Annotated in this window: 17 protein-coding genes; all 17 read right to left on the bottom strand. The window is 29.1% G+C overall.

Features of this window, described 5'->3' with window-relative positions; genetic code table 11:
• Nucleotides 1-633: 633 nt before the first annotated feature.
• The 17 genes from C7954_RS12290 to C7954_RS12365 all read right to left on the bottom strand — a co-directional run bounded on the left by C7954_RS12290 (nucleotide 634) and on the right by C7954_RS12365 (nucleotide 14745).
• Nucleotides 634-1431, bottom strand: coding sequence for a hypothetical protein (locus C7954_RS12290; RefSeq protein WP_134060129.1), 798 nt, complete (start codon nucleotides 1429-1431; stop codon nucleotides 634-636).
• A 235-nt stretch (nucleotides 1432-1666) separates the two neighbouring features.
• Nucleotides 1667-2116, bottom strand: coding sequence for a JAB domain-containing protein (locus C7954_RS12295; RefSeq protein ID WP_134060131.1), 450 nt, complete (start codon nucleotides 2114-2116; stop codon nucleotides 1667-1669).
• A gap of 23 nt (nucleotides 2117-2139) precedes the next feature.
• Nucleotides 2140-2322, bottom strand: a complete 183-nt coding sequence (locus tag C7954_RS12300; RefSeq protein WP_134060133.1) for a hypothetical protein — start codon at nucleotides 2320-2322, stop codon at nucleotides 2140-2142.
• A 56-nt stretch (nucleotides 2323-2378) separates the two neighbouring features.
• The gene (locus C7954_RS12305; protein WP_134060135.1) at nucleotides 2379-2651 is read right to left on the bottom strand and encodes a LysM peptidoglycan-binding domain-containing protein; all 273 of its coding nucleotides are present in this window, start codon (nucleotides 2649-2651) and stop codon (nucleotides 2379-2381) included.
• A 51-nt stretch (nucleotides 2652-2702) separates the two neighbouring features.
• Nucleotides 2703-2957: a hypothetical protein gene (locus tag C7954_RS12310; protein ID WP_134060137.1), complete on the bottom strand. Its 255-nt coding sequence runs from the start codon at nucleotides 2955-2957 to the stop codon at nucleotides 2703-2705.
• Between the two features lie 69 nt (nucleotides 2958-3026).
• Complete coding sequence (gene bet, locus C7954_RS12315) at nucleotides 3027-3890, bottom strand: phage recombination protein Bet (RefSeq protein WP_134060139.1); 864 nt, start codon at nucleotides 3888-3890, stop codon at nucleotides 3027-3029.
• A 13-nt stretch (nucleotides 3891-3903) separates the two neighbouring features.
• A complete protein-coding gene (locus tag C7954_RS12320; RefSeq protein WP_134060141.1) occupies nucleotides 3904-4734 on the bottom strand; it encodes an ArdC-like ssDNA-binding domain-containing protein in 831 nt (276 codons plus the stop codon).
• A 76-nt stretch (nucleotides 4735-4810) separates the two neighbouring features.
• Nucleotides 4811-4942: a hypothetical protein gene (locus C7954_RS14090; protein WP_276330814.1), complete on the bottom strand. Its 132-nt coding sequence runs from the start codon at nucleotides 4940-4942 to the stop codon at nucleotides 4811-4813.
• 143 nt (nucleotides 4943-5085) lie between these two features.
• Nucleotides 5086-5955 carry a BaiN/RdsA family NAD(P)/FAD-dependent oxidoreductase gene (locus tag C7954_RS12325; RefSeq protein ID WP_134060143.1) on the bottom strand — a complete coding sequence of 290 codons (870 nt, stop codon included), beginning with the start codon at nucleotides 5953-5955 and terminating at the stop codon, nucleotides 5086-5088.
• A gap of 1 nt (nucleotide 5956) precedes the next feature.
• Entirely contained in the window at nucleotides 5957-6775 is an 819-nt protein-coding gene (locus tag C7954_RS12330; RefSeq protein ID WP_166667728.1) for an LAGLIDADG family homing endonuclease, read from the bottom strand.
• 504 nt (nucleotides 6776-7279) lie between these two features.
• Complete coding sequence (locus C7954_RS12335; protein WP_134060147.1) at nucleotides 7280-8008, bottom strand: hypothetical protein; 729 nt, start codon at nucleotides 8006-8008, stop codon at nucleotides 7280-7282.
• Between the two features lie 261 nt (nucleotides 8009-8269).
• Nucleotides 8270-9751, bottom strand: coding sequence for a hypothetical protein (locus tag C7954_RS12340; protein WP_134060149.1), 1482 nt, complete (start codon nucleotides 9749-9751; stop codon nucleotides 8270-8272).
• A 4-nt stretch (nucleotides 9752-9755) separates the two neighbouring features.
• Nucleotides 9756-10142, bottom strand: a complete 387-nt coding sequence (locus C7954_RS12345) for a hypothetical protein (protein WP_134060151.1) — start codon at nucleotides 10140-10142, stop codon at nucleotides 9756-9758.
• Between the two features lie 93 nt (nucleotides 10143-10235).
• Nucleotides 10236-10991: a recombinase RecT gene (locus C7954_RS12350; protein WP_134060153.1), complete on the bottom strand. Its 756-nt coding sequence runs from the start codon at nucleotides 10989-10991 to the stop codon at nucleotides 10236-10238.
• Between the two features lie 252 nt (nucleotides 10992-11243).
• Entirely contained in the window at nucleotides 11244-13220 is a 1977-nt protein-coding gene (locus tag C7954_RS12355) for a hypothetical protein (protein ID WP_134060155.1), read from the bottom strand.
• Between the two features lie 102 nt (nucleotides 13221-13322).
• Entirely contained in the window at nucleotides 13323-14381 is a 1059-nt protein-coding gene (locus tag C7954_RS12360) for a hypothetical protein (RefSeq protein ID WP_134060156.1), read from the bottom strand.
• A gap of 187 nt (nucleotides 14382-14568) precedes the next feature.
• Nucleotides 14569-14745: a site-specific integrase gene (locus C7954_RS12365; protein WP_134060159.1), complete on the bottom strand. Its 177-nt coding sequence runs from the start codon at nucleotides 14743-14745 to the stop codon at nucleotides 14569-14571.
• Nucleotides 14746-14883: the final 138 nt, after the last annotated feature.

A 14883-nucleotide genomic window follows, 5' to 3' on the forward strand; every position in this document is an offset into this window, starting at 1 on the left:
AAGGATAAGGTAGTGACTGAATATTCTGTAGATAGTATATGTTCTCAATAACTTAAATTTGACAATGCTTAAATATTTTTATGCAATGCTAGTGAAAAGAAATATGTATATATTTCTGAGATAAAACAAGTAAATTACTCAATATATTATTATTAAAAAGATCTGGACTAAAATTTTTAAAATAACTGAATCCTATAATTAATAACATAATCAAAGCAGGAATCCAACCAATAAAATTAATAAATAATAAGAATTTAGTAATAGAAATATGGTAAGAAAAAATATCTATCAAATAATTTTCAATATTAACAGGAATAATTGCAAACATTAATTCTCTTAGCTGTGAAAATGTTTTCTCTTGTAAAGAACTAAATATAAAAATAATAAAAATAAAATATATTAAAGACAACTGATTATTTAGATTCCCAATAATTTCTTTAATAAGGCCTAAAGGGCTATTTTCATTCATAGTATCGCTCCATTTTTAAAGTTATTTATCTAAAAATCTGTTGATTTACTAATTTAAAATATAGATAGGGTAGATTTGATTCATGTTTAATTTTCCATAAATTATGAAAGCAACCTAAACTTTGAGTCTTTTAGATCCCATAATATCTAAAATACTTAAATTCATTAACCCATAAAATTACTTATTAATCCTCCTAAAAATAAGAAGAAAATTGTAGAAATTAAATAAAATAACCAATGGTTTTTTACTAACTCGAAAACCCCTTGGGGATTCAATCCATATATATCAATTATATTTGAGTTAGTTTCCAAAGAATTATTGGCCCATCTTTCTATAATCGTTTGAAAAATGTCAACTTTTCTTAAAGTTGACTGATGTAATTTAACAAATTCTTTACTTTCAAAGCACTCAGCTTCTCTTTTACCAGTTAAAAAGTCTCTTTTAGTGATCCCGTTTTTTTCTACTAATTTTTTCAGTCTTGGATGCCCTATATAATTTAAACCATATAAACTAACCATAATTCTTGCTAAATCATATTTTTTGCTTTCTTTAATTTTTACAGGTTCACCATCTAAAACCGAAAATCTATTTTTTATTGCTTCAAACCCATAATTCATATCTCTCATATTCCAATGTATCCAATTATAATTTTTATGTTCTTTGACAAATTCAAAATATTCATTTAACATTTTATATTCTAAATCATCATAGTCTGATTCAATTTCATCTAAAGCTATTCCCTCCCGCTCCGCTATTTTATGTATAGAAAAAGATTTAGTTTGACCACTTTCAAAAAACCTAATAGCTATTGAGGTTACTCTTGGCGTTCTACCATCTTTAATGTTATAAAAACTTTCACAGGAATAATGGATAATTAATACATTCTCATCATTATTAATTAGACCACTTAAAGTGTCTTTAGCCTTTTGTCTCTTTTTAATTTTATAACTTGGTATTCCCACACTACACTCTCCTTTTAAATCGTTTTGATTAACCTTTCAACTTTAATATTGTCTGAATCAACTAACCTATTCAAACAAACATCACTTAAATATATACTTCTTGAAATAAATGGATTTTCCTTTATCTACAATTCGACAAATTTATCCCACTTAATAAAAAATAATGCAAATTAGTTTAAAATAATAGAAAGAATACTGACTTAGATTTTAAACCTAAGCCAGTATTCAATATTAATTAAATTAGATTTCTTTCCTTCATACTGATATAATTATCCTTACTACCGATAATTATATGATCCACAATATCTATTCCGAGTATTTTACCTGATTTGATGAGTTTCTTAGTCACAGTAACATCATCATTACTAGGTTCGGGTACTGTACTCGGATGATTGTGGGCTAGAACAATAGCTGCTGCATTCTGTAAAATAGCCCGCTTAAATACTTCTCGTGGTGAGACAAGGCTAGAGGTTAGATTACCAATAGAAACCTCAAATACACCAGTTACCTTGCTTTTAATGTCAAGGGTAGCCATAGCAAAGACTTCTTCAGCTCTCTGATCAAGTTCTAATACCTCAATGAATAGATCTCTTGCCTGTATAGGGTTACCAACACTCTTATCAATGTCATATCTTCCACCAGATTCTTTAACAACTCTCAAACTGAACTTCTGAATATTTACCATTAGTATCATCTCCTTTTAATTTTTTAAAACGGCATTTCAAAGTCAAGATCTTCACATTCACGAATAGAAGTTTCTTTAGATTTTAATCTCTTTTCCTGTAGTTTTTGATGACATCTTCTTGCTTGATCTGCATCCATTCTTTCGGCATAATCACCCATTGCTTGTCTAACTCTCCAATCATCACTGGGAACACCATTAACAGGCATTAATTCACCTCCTTTCAAATAAAAAAAACCACCACACAGTTATTCCTGCATGATGGCTAATTTTTAGGTAATATTATTTTTTGATTGACTTTTAAATAACTATCAATTTTATTGACTTTTTTAATAGCTGCTATTACAATTCTGTAATCTTCCTCAGCAGAGCTAATATTTTCTGCTAAATCCCAAAGTGTATCACCTCTTTCAACATAATATGTGTTATCCCACTCATATTGATTAATATAGCTTTCAACAACAGGCTGACTGCTAAACCATAAAAAGCTACCGACAAATAAAAAAATCCCGATTATTAAACTGCTTAATGTTTTCATAACTCTCCTTTCATTTTTTTGACCAGATAATAATCAATGACCCAACCTTACTTATTCTTTATTAATTTCACCATTTTTAATAACAACATCTATACTAGAATCATCCATTTCATCACTACAGCGATTTACAATAATTTCTCCAACATAATCAAAAGTTTCATTAGCATACTTATCTATCATAATTTCCAATAATCTATTCTGATCTGATTTTAATAATTCAATTGCTTCCTTCTCGTTTTCAGCTTGAATTATTAGATTACCTCCATGTCGTTCAATCCAGTTAACATCCACCTTAAATTTACTCATTTTTATCATCCTTTCAATTTTATTTTTGTCCAATGTAACCTTTAACAGAAATCAAATGAATCATCCCGTCTATGCAAGCTTTTTAAAACTGCTTAAAATACTCTTTAGCTGCTCAAACTGCTTGTCGGTCAGTTTATCAATAGAGATCTTTTCATGCTGCTTAAGTCCATTCTCTTTTTTAGCATGCTTAAGATAATTGAATAAATCATTCTTAAGCTTATTATTGTTACCGACTATTTCTTTGATTATTTCTTCTCTTTTAGATAACTCACTATTATCATCTGCTTTCACCTCCTCAACATCTACTGACTGATCATTATTATTCTGCACCTGGCTAAAAGGAACATCATCATAATTATTATTTTCCATCTGCTGAGTATTCATTTCTTCGCGAGAAACTAAACCACTAACAGTGAAGGCTCTTTTTAAGGCCATAGATTCGGCAACCTTTAATATCATGGCAGAAGGATAGGAGTTCCAGACTCTCTTATCAGCCTTATATTCTTCATATGGAGCAAAGACATAAATAGGATACTTACGGTCCTTTCTATAAACTAAAGCATAAGCACCTACAATCTGTCCCCTCTTGGTACCATATTGATGATTAATTCCTGTTTCTTTCCGTCTGAACTTATCATTTTCTCTAACTACATCTGATACAAGACCATCATAATTAGGATTTCTGTCTGCAATCTTTAAATATCCATCACGAGAAGTCATAATTGTTGGCTTTCCATCTATTTTCCAGAAGAATATTTCTTTGTTGAAAGGGTCTAGTCCATAACTTTTAGCAATATGCAGGAACATTCTTAGTTCATCAGGATTGGCATTATCAGCAACAGTATTCCTGATTGTTTCCACTTCTTCCTTAGTAAAGGTAATTAACTCATCACGATTCTTATTAATATCAACTACTTTGTTTTGAGCACTCATTTTTTATTCCTCCTTAAGATTTTTTAAGTTCTAATTTCTGATCACAATAGCTAATTATTGAGGTTGCCAGCTTACTGATCCGTTTTAAGCTGTCTTTTAAGTCATAACTTTCCTTATAAAGGGCAAGGTACTGATCTGATTTGATCTCCAAATTGTAGTGGTCCATAACGACAAAGGATACAGCTTCTGCTTCTAGCTCTTTGACCTCCTTAGTCAACACAGCTCTTTCTTCTCGTGAGTGAAGAATTTCATGTGCTAGTTCGTGGATAATCACTGCAGCTTTCTCAGTAGGATTAAGAGCCTTATTAATAACAATCTCACCTCCTTTCGAATAACCATCTAACCCATTCTTTAGACTCTCAAATTTGAGTTTTACTCCCTTTTCATTAACCAGACTTAGAATAGGGTTGAGTAAGTATTGGTGCTTATTATCAAGGCTTGTATCAATTTCTGGTAGATCTTCTCCTTCAGTCTGAGATACATCAAATACATATACTGGTTTGAAATAAGTTTTCTTAACATAGTTCTCATCATCTGAATCTTTTTCTTTTTCATTATCATTACTGGCTTTTTCTATTCTATTTTTATAAGAAAAGGGGGCAAGAATAGCAATGCCATTTTCCCCTTTCTTCACATGGCGGTTAAACTTCTGCTGCCATTGTTTATATCCAGCTACAAAACTGGCATCTGGTTTTTGAGTCAGAATTAATAGTGAGTTATGATATGAATAGCTATGAAACTTGCTGAATGATTCAAGAATAGATTGAAATTCTTCTGATGACTGTACACTCTCAATCTTCTTACCCAATTTCTCTAAAAGTTCTCTAGTTTTAAATTTTGACATATTATTACCTCCCAAAAAGTTTGATCAGCCCTGTCATCTGAACAGAGCTGATAGATATTAGTAGCTTAAAATATTTTTAATCATTGTCATTTGTCATAACTTCTTCAACCTCTGTTAAATCCTCTTCACAATAAGGACAGATCCATTTGCCTTTACTGCATGAACTGAACGAGCTGCCATTACAATTAGGGCATTCTTTTTTATACATGAACATCACCTCCTTTAAATTTAGGCATAAAAAAATCCCCACCTTACCTCTTTAAAAGAGGGGGTGGGGCGTCGAAAGATTATTTTCTTTTTCAGTTAAAACAATAGTTCCAGGCGTGAAATTTTTAGATTTTTCCTGTCTAATTAGTCATTTTCATTATCCTCATCATTAATAGACCAGGAAACATTTCGTCTGATTAAATCTATAATCCCTTTGTCTTTTAATCGAGCTAGATTAGTTGAAATAGCCCTCTTTAATTCTCCAGTTCTATTAGCAAGATCTTTAGCTTCTTTATAAGCGTCTGAAAAAAGATAATAAATTAATACATTTTGCAACTCACCTCTCTGCCGATATCTAGAGGTCCTCTTGATTTTTACTGAAGGAATCCTATATGGATTTTTTAATGGTATTTTATCAGTAAAAACATCTCTAGATTGCTCTTTAATTGCTAAATATTCTCCTTTTTCATGTTGAATATAAATATAGTGAATATCTAATTTTTTTAGTTCTCTTTTTACAGTCTCCAACATTCCTTGAGCATCAGTATTAATCATAAAGAGATTACCATCCATAACTGTTTCATAAACAACTCCTCTTGTATCAAACCAGCCTGCAATAAATTCTTTAGGATAATCGATTTCTAAATTTCTTTTAGGAAATTCACCAAAGATATCTTTTAATCTTCTCTGTAAAGATTTACTATTATAATTTAAATAATATCTAATTTTCCCATTAGCATTTCTTTGAAATTCATAGAGCTCTGGTTTTATGTTAAATGCTTTATCTAATTCTCGTTTTAAAATAGGAGCAAATGGAACCTCGCCAGGATCAATTTCAATTACAATAGTTTCATTCTTTTTAAAAGATGCGTTAGCTTGAAGAACACCAACCGCATAATTAAAACATTTCTGATCAATAATTTCACATTCTAATAAGTGCATTTTACCGCCACATTCTCTAGAACAATACTTTTGCTCAGGTCCTAATTTTTTACCACAAGTACATTTAGCCATATTACCACTCCTCAATTTTTAAATTATTGTTTAGTTGCCATCTATCATTTTCTTTCTTTTTTGATAATTCACCCTCAGTAAATAATCTTGTAAGCTTTTTGGTTGCCTGACTACCTGAGCTATTTAATTTTTGAGCAATTTCTTTATTACTTAAACCAGTTTTATTTTTTATTAACTCCATAATTTCTTTTTTGAAATCTCCTCTTGGCCGATAAGTAGAAAAGTTATTGTGAGCAAGAGCTTCTTCAAGAGCCTTACTTTTTTTAGGAAATCTTAAGTTGATTTTATTAGCAAAAATTTCTGTATCAACATTCCAAATTCTTAAATAGTCTGTTTCTGTTAACTCCTGCCAGCGATCATCTTCAAAAGTGCTAACATTGTAGCGAGTTATCCCGATTTTTTCTAAAGCTGATTCTACAAATTTAACATTATCATTAGATTTTTGAGTAAAGATGCATTCTAATCTTCCATCCTCAAACTTTGCATAACCATCAGTATCCCAAATTCCTGCTATCCATTCTTCAGGATATTTTAGCTTTTTAGGAATAGACCACAAACCAGTAGTTGAATCTTTATATTGTGAAATCAAATTTGTTAGTTCTTTAGACCTAAAATTCAGAACAATTAAAGAATTATCTTTTTGATAATAAATACGAGGGGATATTCCAAATGTTTCAATAGCCATTTCACGAATAATATTGATAAACTCTGTTTCCTTTTCACTAATGAATATTCTAACTTCATTTCTGCTCTTTCTGACATTACCATCTCCCTGAATAACACCAATTAAATACTCAAAATCTCTTTGGTTAATTTCCACTTTTATCTCCTCCCATTTAAACTACTATATTTTTAATATACACTAGATTTAATACAAAAGCAAACATGCGTTTGAATGGAATTGGTTCAATTAAATTCAATTGTTGTTAATATCCCTGTTAATTCAAGGTTTTATATGGCAATTCCATATTTAGGAAGTTTTATTTTTTTATATAAAGCGAATATAATAAACACTCAGCCGGGAGCACCCGAGCTGAGTGTGTAGAATTTTATTAGTTATTATGAGTTATTTTTTGCTCTTATTGCTGTAATATCTGATAAATCTTCTTTGCAATAAGGACAAATCCATTTTCTTTTTTTACATGAGCTGTATGAAATACCATCACAGTTAGGACATTCTTTCTTATAAATAATCATCACCTACTTATTAGTTTAGATATAAAAACACCCCACCTTAGCTCCTATTCAAAAGAGGGGTGGGGCATCGAAAGATTCTTTTCTTTTTCAATAAAACAATAGTTCCAGGCTTAAAATTTTCAGGTTTTTAGCCTATTAAAGAAAAATCAAATCCTACTTTTTCTTCAGATAAATTTAATTCTTTATTTATTTCTAGTTCTAAATTATTCAAGCTGTCAATTATCAAATTACATTCATCCGCATGATAAGGGAAACGCCAACTTAAATCTTCAAAACTAACTCCAGTTTCTCTCATGATTATCCCAATCGAGAAGTGGAGACCCCTGACAAAAGATATAAGGCGAGTGATATTATTTATCCCCGTTTGAGGATCTAATACATCAACTTTCTTTTTTAATATAAACATTGATTTTAATGGCTTAATTAAATATTCATTAGAAATTATCATTAACCTGATGATTTTATTTAAAATTATATTGTTGCTATTGGTTTCTTCAATAACATCTATATTTTCTATTATCCGAGAGCTGTTAATATTATCAGTCATAAATTTATCTATCCAAAAATGTCCATCGAAATTATATCTATTAATTACTGAGCTAAGATGATTTTTTGTCTTTTTATTATTGTTAAAACAATTTCTCAACTCATAAATAGCAACATGAATACCATAGATATATCCTAAATGATTATTAATTATTTTAGTGGCCCTTAGCATCCCTTTATTATCATTAGCATAACTTTCTAGTATCTGAAAGTCAGATCCGAAAGACTTAAAGTTATATATTCTATCCTTAAATTCATCATTAAGCACTTCAATAATATCCTCAGCAATTTTCTTGTCAATTTTAATCAAAATAAATTCCTCCTAATATTTTTTAGTAGTCTATTAAAACGTCAAATCATCAATCACGAGAAGTAATCTTTGCTAGTTCCAATAATTCAGAGACAAAAGCTTTCTTCGTGAGTGACAGAGAACTTAATTCGTGACGCCAGTGACACCATTTTTAATGATTTAGTAATATAAAACACCTATAAATACATAGTGTATATATTTAGAAATGATCATTATTGGCGTCACTAGCGTCACGGTTATATATGAATTACTATGAAGAAATTAAACAGTTTTATTAAACTCAATTAATCTTTTAGAATTGCTTCGCTTTTTATGAAAGTCAATACCAATTTTATTAAATATATCTCCTTTGGAATATTTATTAATATCTCTACTAAGCCAGTCAGGTGAGTCAGGTATAATATCACTATTCATGTCATTTTCATCTGCAAATTTAATAAGCTCCGAACGAAGTTCACTAGATGTACCCGACCACTTATCATTATTATCTAAATATTCATCAATAATTTTTACGAGTGATTTCTGTTGACTAATAAGATCAGGGGCAGCAGCATTATTTAAATTAAATGCCCTTTCAAATTTCTGCTGACCATAACCCAATACTTTGGAAAATGCTATTCCCCATTTATAAAAATCAGCCATTCTTGGTAGTTCCACTTTATTTAGATCAATATCATCAACTATTTGCATTGCATCTGCTATAAGATTTAAGAACCCAGTAAATATTATTCTTCTATCAGTTTTGAAATTGTCCATCAAACTTATTTCTGATTTGCGACTTCTTCCAGTAATTCGGTCCATATTTAAAATAATTGATCTATCTAATAAATCAGGTTGTAGTTTATTAAACTGAATCCCATTTATACCAACACAATGCTTGAATTTATAAGTAATATCTTCATCATCAGAGAACAGTTTTCTTTTAGTGTGACTACCGCCTGTAACAGTTCTACACATGGCATCAGATAAATTCCGAGGAATCTTGGTAACATTATCATAAAAGGACACCCATGAATGAGCTGTTTTTTGAATATATTCTTCAGTATTTTTAGGTATATTCAAGATTTCAGTTTCAGTTGGATCAACTATTCTCTGAATTAAGCGAAACATAGTACTTTTGGCTGATCCATGTGGTCCTAATAAAATTAGAACTGGGTGTACAATTTTTGGAATGAAGAGTGAAGCCATATATGTTAAAAGCAAGATAGCTTCATCTGATTCATTTTCAATATTTAAATAATCCAGTATTTTCTTGGGATCACCTTTATCCATAGACTCATAAAGTGGTTCAATCTGTTCATTCATATGAGAATATCTCTTGAAATATACTGGTGAATTTTCGCTGCTTATCTTCTTCCAGTTATCAGAAGAAATTTCAATCACCTCCCATTTAGAATTGCCAAGATCATAATAAATTGAATCATTTTTTTCAGCTACTCTTAAATTCATACTTACCCTGGGCGAGTACAATTCTGCTTTACCAGAATATAATTGGGTAATTTCTTTGATGGAACTAGAGTTTATTGTATTATCAGTTAAGTTATGATATTTTGCCTGCAATATTTTTCCGAATTTATCTGAACCTAATCTTAATATTTTTCTATAATTCCCATCCTTCAATATTACATAAGATTTATTATGCTGATCAATCATTGTTTCTTCAGTTATATGTTCTAATAATGCATACGCTTTCTGTGTCTTAGTCATATTTGATTGTTGAATTTTTTCTTTCAATCTTTTCATCTTATTATTGATTACCTCCTATATTTTCTGGACACCATTTTGGTATCTTTACATGCCCATATTTAGCTTTATTAATGTGTGCAATTTTTTTGGATGCAACTTCACACCTTACTTTTTTACCTTTCAGAGATAAGTTCTCACAACCTGAACAATCAGTATTTTTCTGCTTTAGTTTTTTCCCATACTGAGTTTCCCAATCAACTACAAATCCTTCGCAACTTTTATTCTTCTTAGTTGGATAAAAAGCTGTTCCATCATAATAATCACAATAGTACTCAAATTTGAAGTATTTACATGCTTTACAATAAGCTTTTCCCTGTCTATACTTGTGTCCAAAATAATTCTCGCCATACGTATCTCCTCTTCGTCCTTTTCCAACATATTTACTCATCTCAAATTCCTCCTGTTTTTTGATTTATGTCTTCAATATATATTTCTTCGTGACGGCAAAAAATATTTTGCCATACCATCAATGTCTATGAAATTAAGCTACCTTATTAACTCTAAGTTCATCTAACTTATCAATCACATCAGAAAACTGATTGTCCGTTAAACTATAAATAACTGTAGAAAGATTCAAATCATCTTCAAAAATATTCAGTGACTTAAACTCTCGAATCGCTAACTGTCTCAAACCTTCATTATTAACTACAATTTCTCTCAAAGTTTTAAGTCTATCAGCATTTTCAACCTTTACATTTGAAGTATTTAAATATGTGGTTTCTGTTTGCTGAAAAATTTCATTCACTAAATACACCTTAGAAATGTTGAATGCCTTCTTTATTGCAATTGCTTCTGCAATCTTTTGAATCATACTAGGACCATTCTCTTCCCAAAATTTATTAGCTTCAAAAGCATATTGGTCAAAAGAAGCAAAGTAATAGGTCGGCAATTCGAAATCCTCACGCTTTATTAATGTATAAGCTCCTACAATTTTGCTTCTCTCACTACCGTATCTGTGTTTTATCTCATTATTCTCTCGCACAAACTGATCTTCAGCATAAACTACATCAGAATTCATTCCAGAAAATTTGGGATGATTATTTGCATAACCCAAAAATCCATCACGAGAAGCACAGATGATATTCTTATCTCCATCTCTTCTAAAGAAGATTTCATTCTTTATAAAGCTGAATCCGTACTTCTGAGCTGTGTACCAAATTTCTACCGCTTCTTCTTCAGAGCACTGCGGTTTAATTTTTTTATTGAAATAACTTTTTTCGAGCTCTTCATTTTTCATTACTGCTCAGCACCTCCTTCGTTTTTCAATATCGAGCTTGAGACCATTATAAATAATTTACTTGCTTTTGGCTCTAAAATAATAATTCAAAATTATATAATTATATTATTAGTTTTTATAATGCTTTTATAACAGTGATTATAGTATATAAAAACAAAATAATTATTATTATAATGAAATAAATATTAAAATTAAATAATTTTTATTTTAAAAATAGGCAAAAAAAAAAGACACCCTATTAAGGTGTCTAATTTACTCTGAATATATTTCATTTTTGAGTTCATTGTATTTTTCTTTTCCAATTGATTTTTTCTTTTTGTTTTTTATTAAAGAAATTTCAGCTTGATAAACATGCTCCAAATCTTTTGCTAAACCGAATTGACTTTTCCCAGATTGTTCCAAATAATAACTTAGCTGCTCACTAAATTTTTCAGATATTAATCTTTGATTTTCTTTTATTGGCATATCTACTCTTAATTCTTCAGGCGGTTTAAATTTAATAAAAATTTGCTTTAAAAATCTTATGTCATGTGGGGTGAAATGTTTTTCAGTAATCTTTTCGTTAAAGTCATTTAACAAAAATTCAAATCTATCATTTCGGATTCCAATTTCCCAACCACGCTTAATTAATTCTTTTAATGCCACAAAAAAATGTTTTAAAAGGCGAGATTTAATTTGACTTGTATCATTTTCATATTTCCCAACAAATTCATAATCAATAACCTTATTAAATAAATTGATGGCTCTAATTTTAGTTTCTCTGAAATTTTTATTTTCAATTCTATACAAAAAAATTAAATAGCTAAACATTCTAAAGAAGAACCGATTATTTATGTATGTCTTTTTAAATATATCTTTTTCTATTTTGGCAAAAAAAGTTTTATCTTCAAGAAATGCTTTACTCCAAGAACCAGGTTTAAAATAAAAATAAAAATCATCAAATACATCTTCAATTTTTTTATCTTCTGATTTTGAATGATCTAATTCTAAATTCCCTAAATACTCAAATTGAATATCCCAAAGTTTAGAATTCTTAATATCAGAATGATAAGGAATATCTAAAGTGTTAATTTTAATATTGTTTAATACTTTTAAGATATAGTATAATCTTTTCAACTTATTTTTATTAGTCTTATTGGTTTGACTTCCCATCCAGATTCTTTTAATAAGATTACTGGCTTGAATTTTTACTGCCTCAAACTCTGATGATTTAGCCATTATGAATGTAGATAATAATAAATTCATTAAACCTAATTCAACACCAAAGTATTCAACTTTATAGTCTATTTTATCAATAATATCATTAACTTCTTTTACATCTTTCTTTGCTATAAATATTTTTGTCCTATATTGATCCTTTTTTTCTTCAACTGCAGGTCCGTCATTATAGATGCTTTCTGTTAATGATCTGAATTGGAATAAGACTGTAGTCGATTTAAAAATTGGTTTACCACTGGCTATTTTAGAAACTCTTTTTAGATCTGAAATATCCCACAACTCTACTTCCGTGAAAGATGAACGTAATCCCATTATTCTCTCTAAACCTTCTAGAGTTATGCTAGTGCTCCTACTATATATAGTCTCACCTATTTCATAAGAAACTTCGTCTATAAAAGCATTATGCGAAAAATCAAATTTATTATAATCATATTGAAAAGTTAAATTGAGTTTATCTAGTTCTGAGTTCTCACAACAATTTACTATTCTTTCTTCCTGCTGCTGTATTAAATATTTAATCTTATATTCAATATATATCTCAATTAATTTAGAAGTAGTAACTTCATTTAATAAATTTTCCACCTCTAAATTAACTTTTTTCTCAACAGTTTTTTCAAGCTGATTTTCTGGATCATTATTTAAAGTGAAATCTATCTCATCTTCTTCATTTAAATATCTTAAATGCAAATATCTAGGGTCTACTTTTCTATAATTATTTCTTTTATGGAAAGGCAGTCTTTCTCTATAAATTGTTTTTAGAGTAGATAAAAATTTATGGCCTAACTCTTCAGATATTAATGAGACAAATTTTTCATTATTTCTGAACTTTTTGTTAAACTCAAAGAAAATATGCTGTTTTAACTGATTATATATTCTCTTATAATCAGGGACTGTATCATCAATTTCTGGATATAAATCTATTTCTTCAATATCAACATTTATTAGGTCAGATAATTTATATGTTTTCTCAGATTTGGCCTCTTGATTAAAAGTAAATTTAAAAAACTCCATAAAACACCTCTTTTAAATGGTTATAAGCTCTTCGGTGTTCATTTTATCTTATTATCCAGAACGGGTCAAAATTTAATATATTCACAGACTAAATTATACTTTTTAGTTCTTTAATGAAGTTACTTCACATTCATCATAATAATCACATTTCTTACATTTCCATTCTACTGGAGCTATATGGTCTAAATTCCCTGTTAAAGTACTTTTGAAAATATTTAAAATATTTGAAGCGTTATCAATATCAGTTTTATCATTTATCTTTTTTGACTCTCCTTCTTTCATAAATACCGTTTCAATTTTCTTTTCTTGCTTCTCAAAGAAATATCCGTATAAGTCAGCCTGAGCATTGGCAATAGCCCTAATATAATTATGGTAATAGTACTTATCTTTAGCTGACTTATACTCATAAATAAAATTACTTCCAATTCCATCAGGAATGCCAGTAACTATATAATTATCCCAGGGAAAATGCCATCTGAATGATTTATATTTATTTTTATAATTATTTAATTCATGTAAAAGCTTCCCTCTAGCTCTTGCATAACTTCTTTTAGTCCACAATGGTTTTCCATTTTCAATTTCTTCTAAACTACGAGTATCTGTATGTTTTGTTCTAACTAACTCCTCTTGGTATTTATTATCTAATTCCAAAAATTTTTCTACAGTATCTACAAAACAAATAAAACTGGTATCTTTTTCTCTTTCTTTATTATAACTTCCAAAATAAATCATAATTTCATTATGAGAATTAGTATCATCAGATTTATAAAGAGCATATCCCAGACTGCGATTATCTATACTTGGACTATTTATTCCTTTTTTTATAAATAAATTGTTTAGTTCATCCACTTCAATTTTATCTGCTCTAAATAATATTTCTAATGGTCCTAAAGTAATTAAATTTTCTATTTTTTGATCCTGGATTAAATCTAAAACGATATAACTATCAATAATAGCATTCTTGAAATACTCAATTTCATTTTCTTTAGCTTTAAATATTGATTCTTTAGAACACCAATAGTAACTGGCAATATCATTTATGCCAAGAAAAGTTACTTTTTCATTGTTTATGCCTTTTTGACTTTTAAAATCGCTTAATAGATTATTTAGTTCAAATTGATTGGAAATTAAATCATTTAACCCTTCCAAACTTAAAGCCATGATAATCTCCCCCGTCATTAAAAATAATAATATGATAATTGAAAAATATAAGCAGTTGCTATTATATTATTTCTTGAACTAGAATAATCATCCTTTATTTGGTTTTAAACACAAAAAATCTATCCCGTTTTATAAGCAGCTAATCATACTTACAAATCAGGATAGATTCTCGTGAGTGAAGATCTTATTATTTATTTATAGCAATATAATCTTTTTCATCATCTACTAGACTTTCAAGAGGATTATAATTTTTCATAGACTCATCATCGGAAAATTGGTGAACATACTGCTTTGTAATTTCCATACTCTGATGATCTAATAAATCCATCAATCTATAGGGATCACCACCATTTTTAATCCACAAGCTGGCAAAAGTGTGACGATTATGGAGAGCTCTCCATAATCGCCATTATGTAGAGGAAAAGATTATGGTGAGTAGGTTAATATATTCTTGACATAAAAAGATTTTCTATTGTAACTCTCACCATAATAAAGTATAATC

Origin of the sequence: Halanaerobium congolense (genome assembly GCF_004366375.1) — a bacterium.
Taxonomy (GTDB): Bacteria; Bacillota; Halanaerobiia; order Halanaerobiales; family Halanaerobiaceae; genus Halanaerobium; species Halanaerobium congolense.

What these genes read in the sequence shown, in the direction of transcription:
- C7954_RS12295 (WP_134060131.1), bottom strand. Translation starts at nt 2,116, where the DNA reads ATGGTAAATATTCAGAAGTTCAGTTTGAGAGTTGTTAAAGAATCTGGT.
- C7954_RS12300 (WP_134060133.1), bottom strand. Translation starts at nt 2,322, where the DNA reads ATGCCTGTTAATGGTGTTCCCAGTGATGATTGGAGAGTTAGACAAGCA.
- C7954_RS12305 (WP_134060135.1), bottom strand. Translation starts at nt 2,651, where the DNA reads ATGAAAACATTAAGCAGTTTAATAATCGGGATTTTTTTATTTGTCGGT.
- C7954_RS12310 (WP_134060137.1), bottom strand. Translation starts at nt 2,957, where the DNA reads ATGAGTAAATTTAAGGTGGATGTTAACTGGATTGAACGACATGGAGGT.
- bet (WP_134060139.1), bottom strand. Translation starts at nt 3,890, where the DNA reads ATGAGTGCTCAAAACAAAGTAGTTGATATTAATAAGAATCGTGATGAG.
- C7954_RS12320 (WP_134060141.1), bottom strand. Translation starts at nt 4,734, where the DNA reads ATGTCAAAATTTAAAACTAGAGAACTTTTAGAGAAATTGGGTAAGAAG.
- C7954_RS14090 (WP_276330814.1), bottom strand. Translation starts at nt 4,942, where the DNA reads ATGTATAAAAAAGAATGCCCTAATTGTAATGGCAGCTCGTTCAGTTCA.
- C7954_RS12325 (WP_134060143.1), bottom strand. Translation starts at nt 5,955, where the DNA reads ATGGCTAAATGTACTTGTGGTAAAAAATTAGGACCTGAGCAAAAGTAT.
- C7954_RS12340 (WP_134060149.1), bottom strand. Translation starts at nt 9,751, where the DNA reads ATGAAAAGATTGAAAGAAAAAATTCAACAATCAAATATGACTAAGACA.
- C7954_RS12345 (WP_134060151.1), bottom strand. Translation starts at nt 10,142, where the DNA reads ATGAGTAAATATGTTGGAAAAGGACGAAGAGGAGATACGTATGGCGAG.
- C7954_RS12350 (WP_134060153.1), bottom strand. Translation starts at nt 10,991, where the DNA reads ATGAAAAATGAAGAGCTCGAAAAAAGTTATTTCAATAAAAAAATTAAA.
- C7954_RS12355 (WP_134060155.1), bottom strand. Translation starts at nt 13,220, where the DNA reads ATGGAGTTTTTTAAATTTACTTTTAATCAAGAGGCCAAATCTGAGAAA.
- C7954_RS12360 (WP_134060156.1), bottom strand. Translation starts at nt 14,381, where the DNA reads ATGGCTTTAAGTTTGGAAGGGTTAAATGATTTAATTTCCAATCAATTT.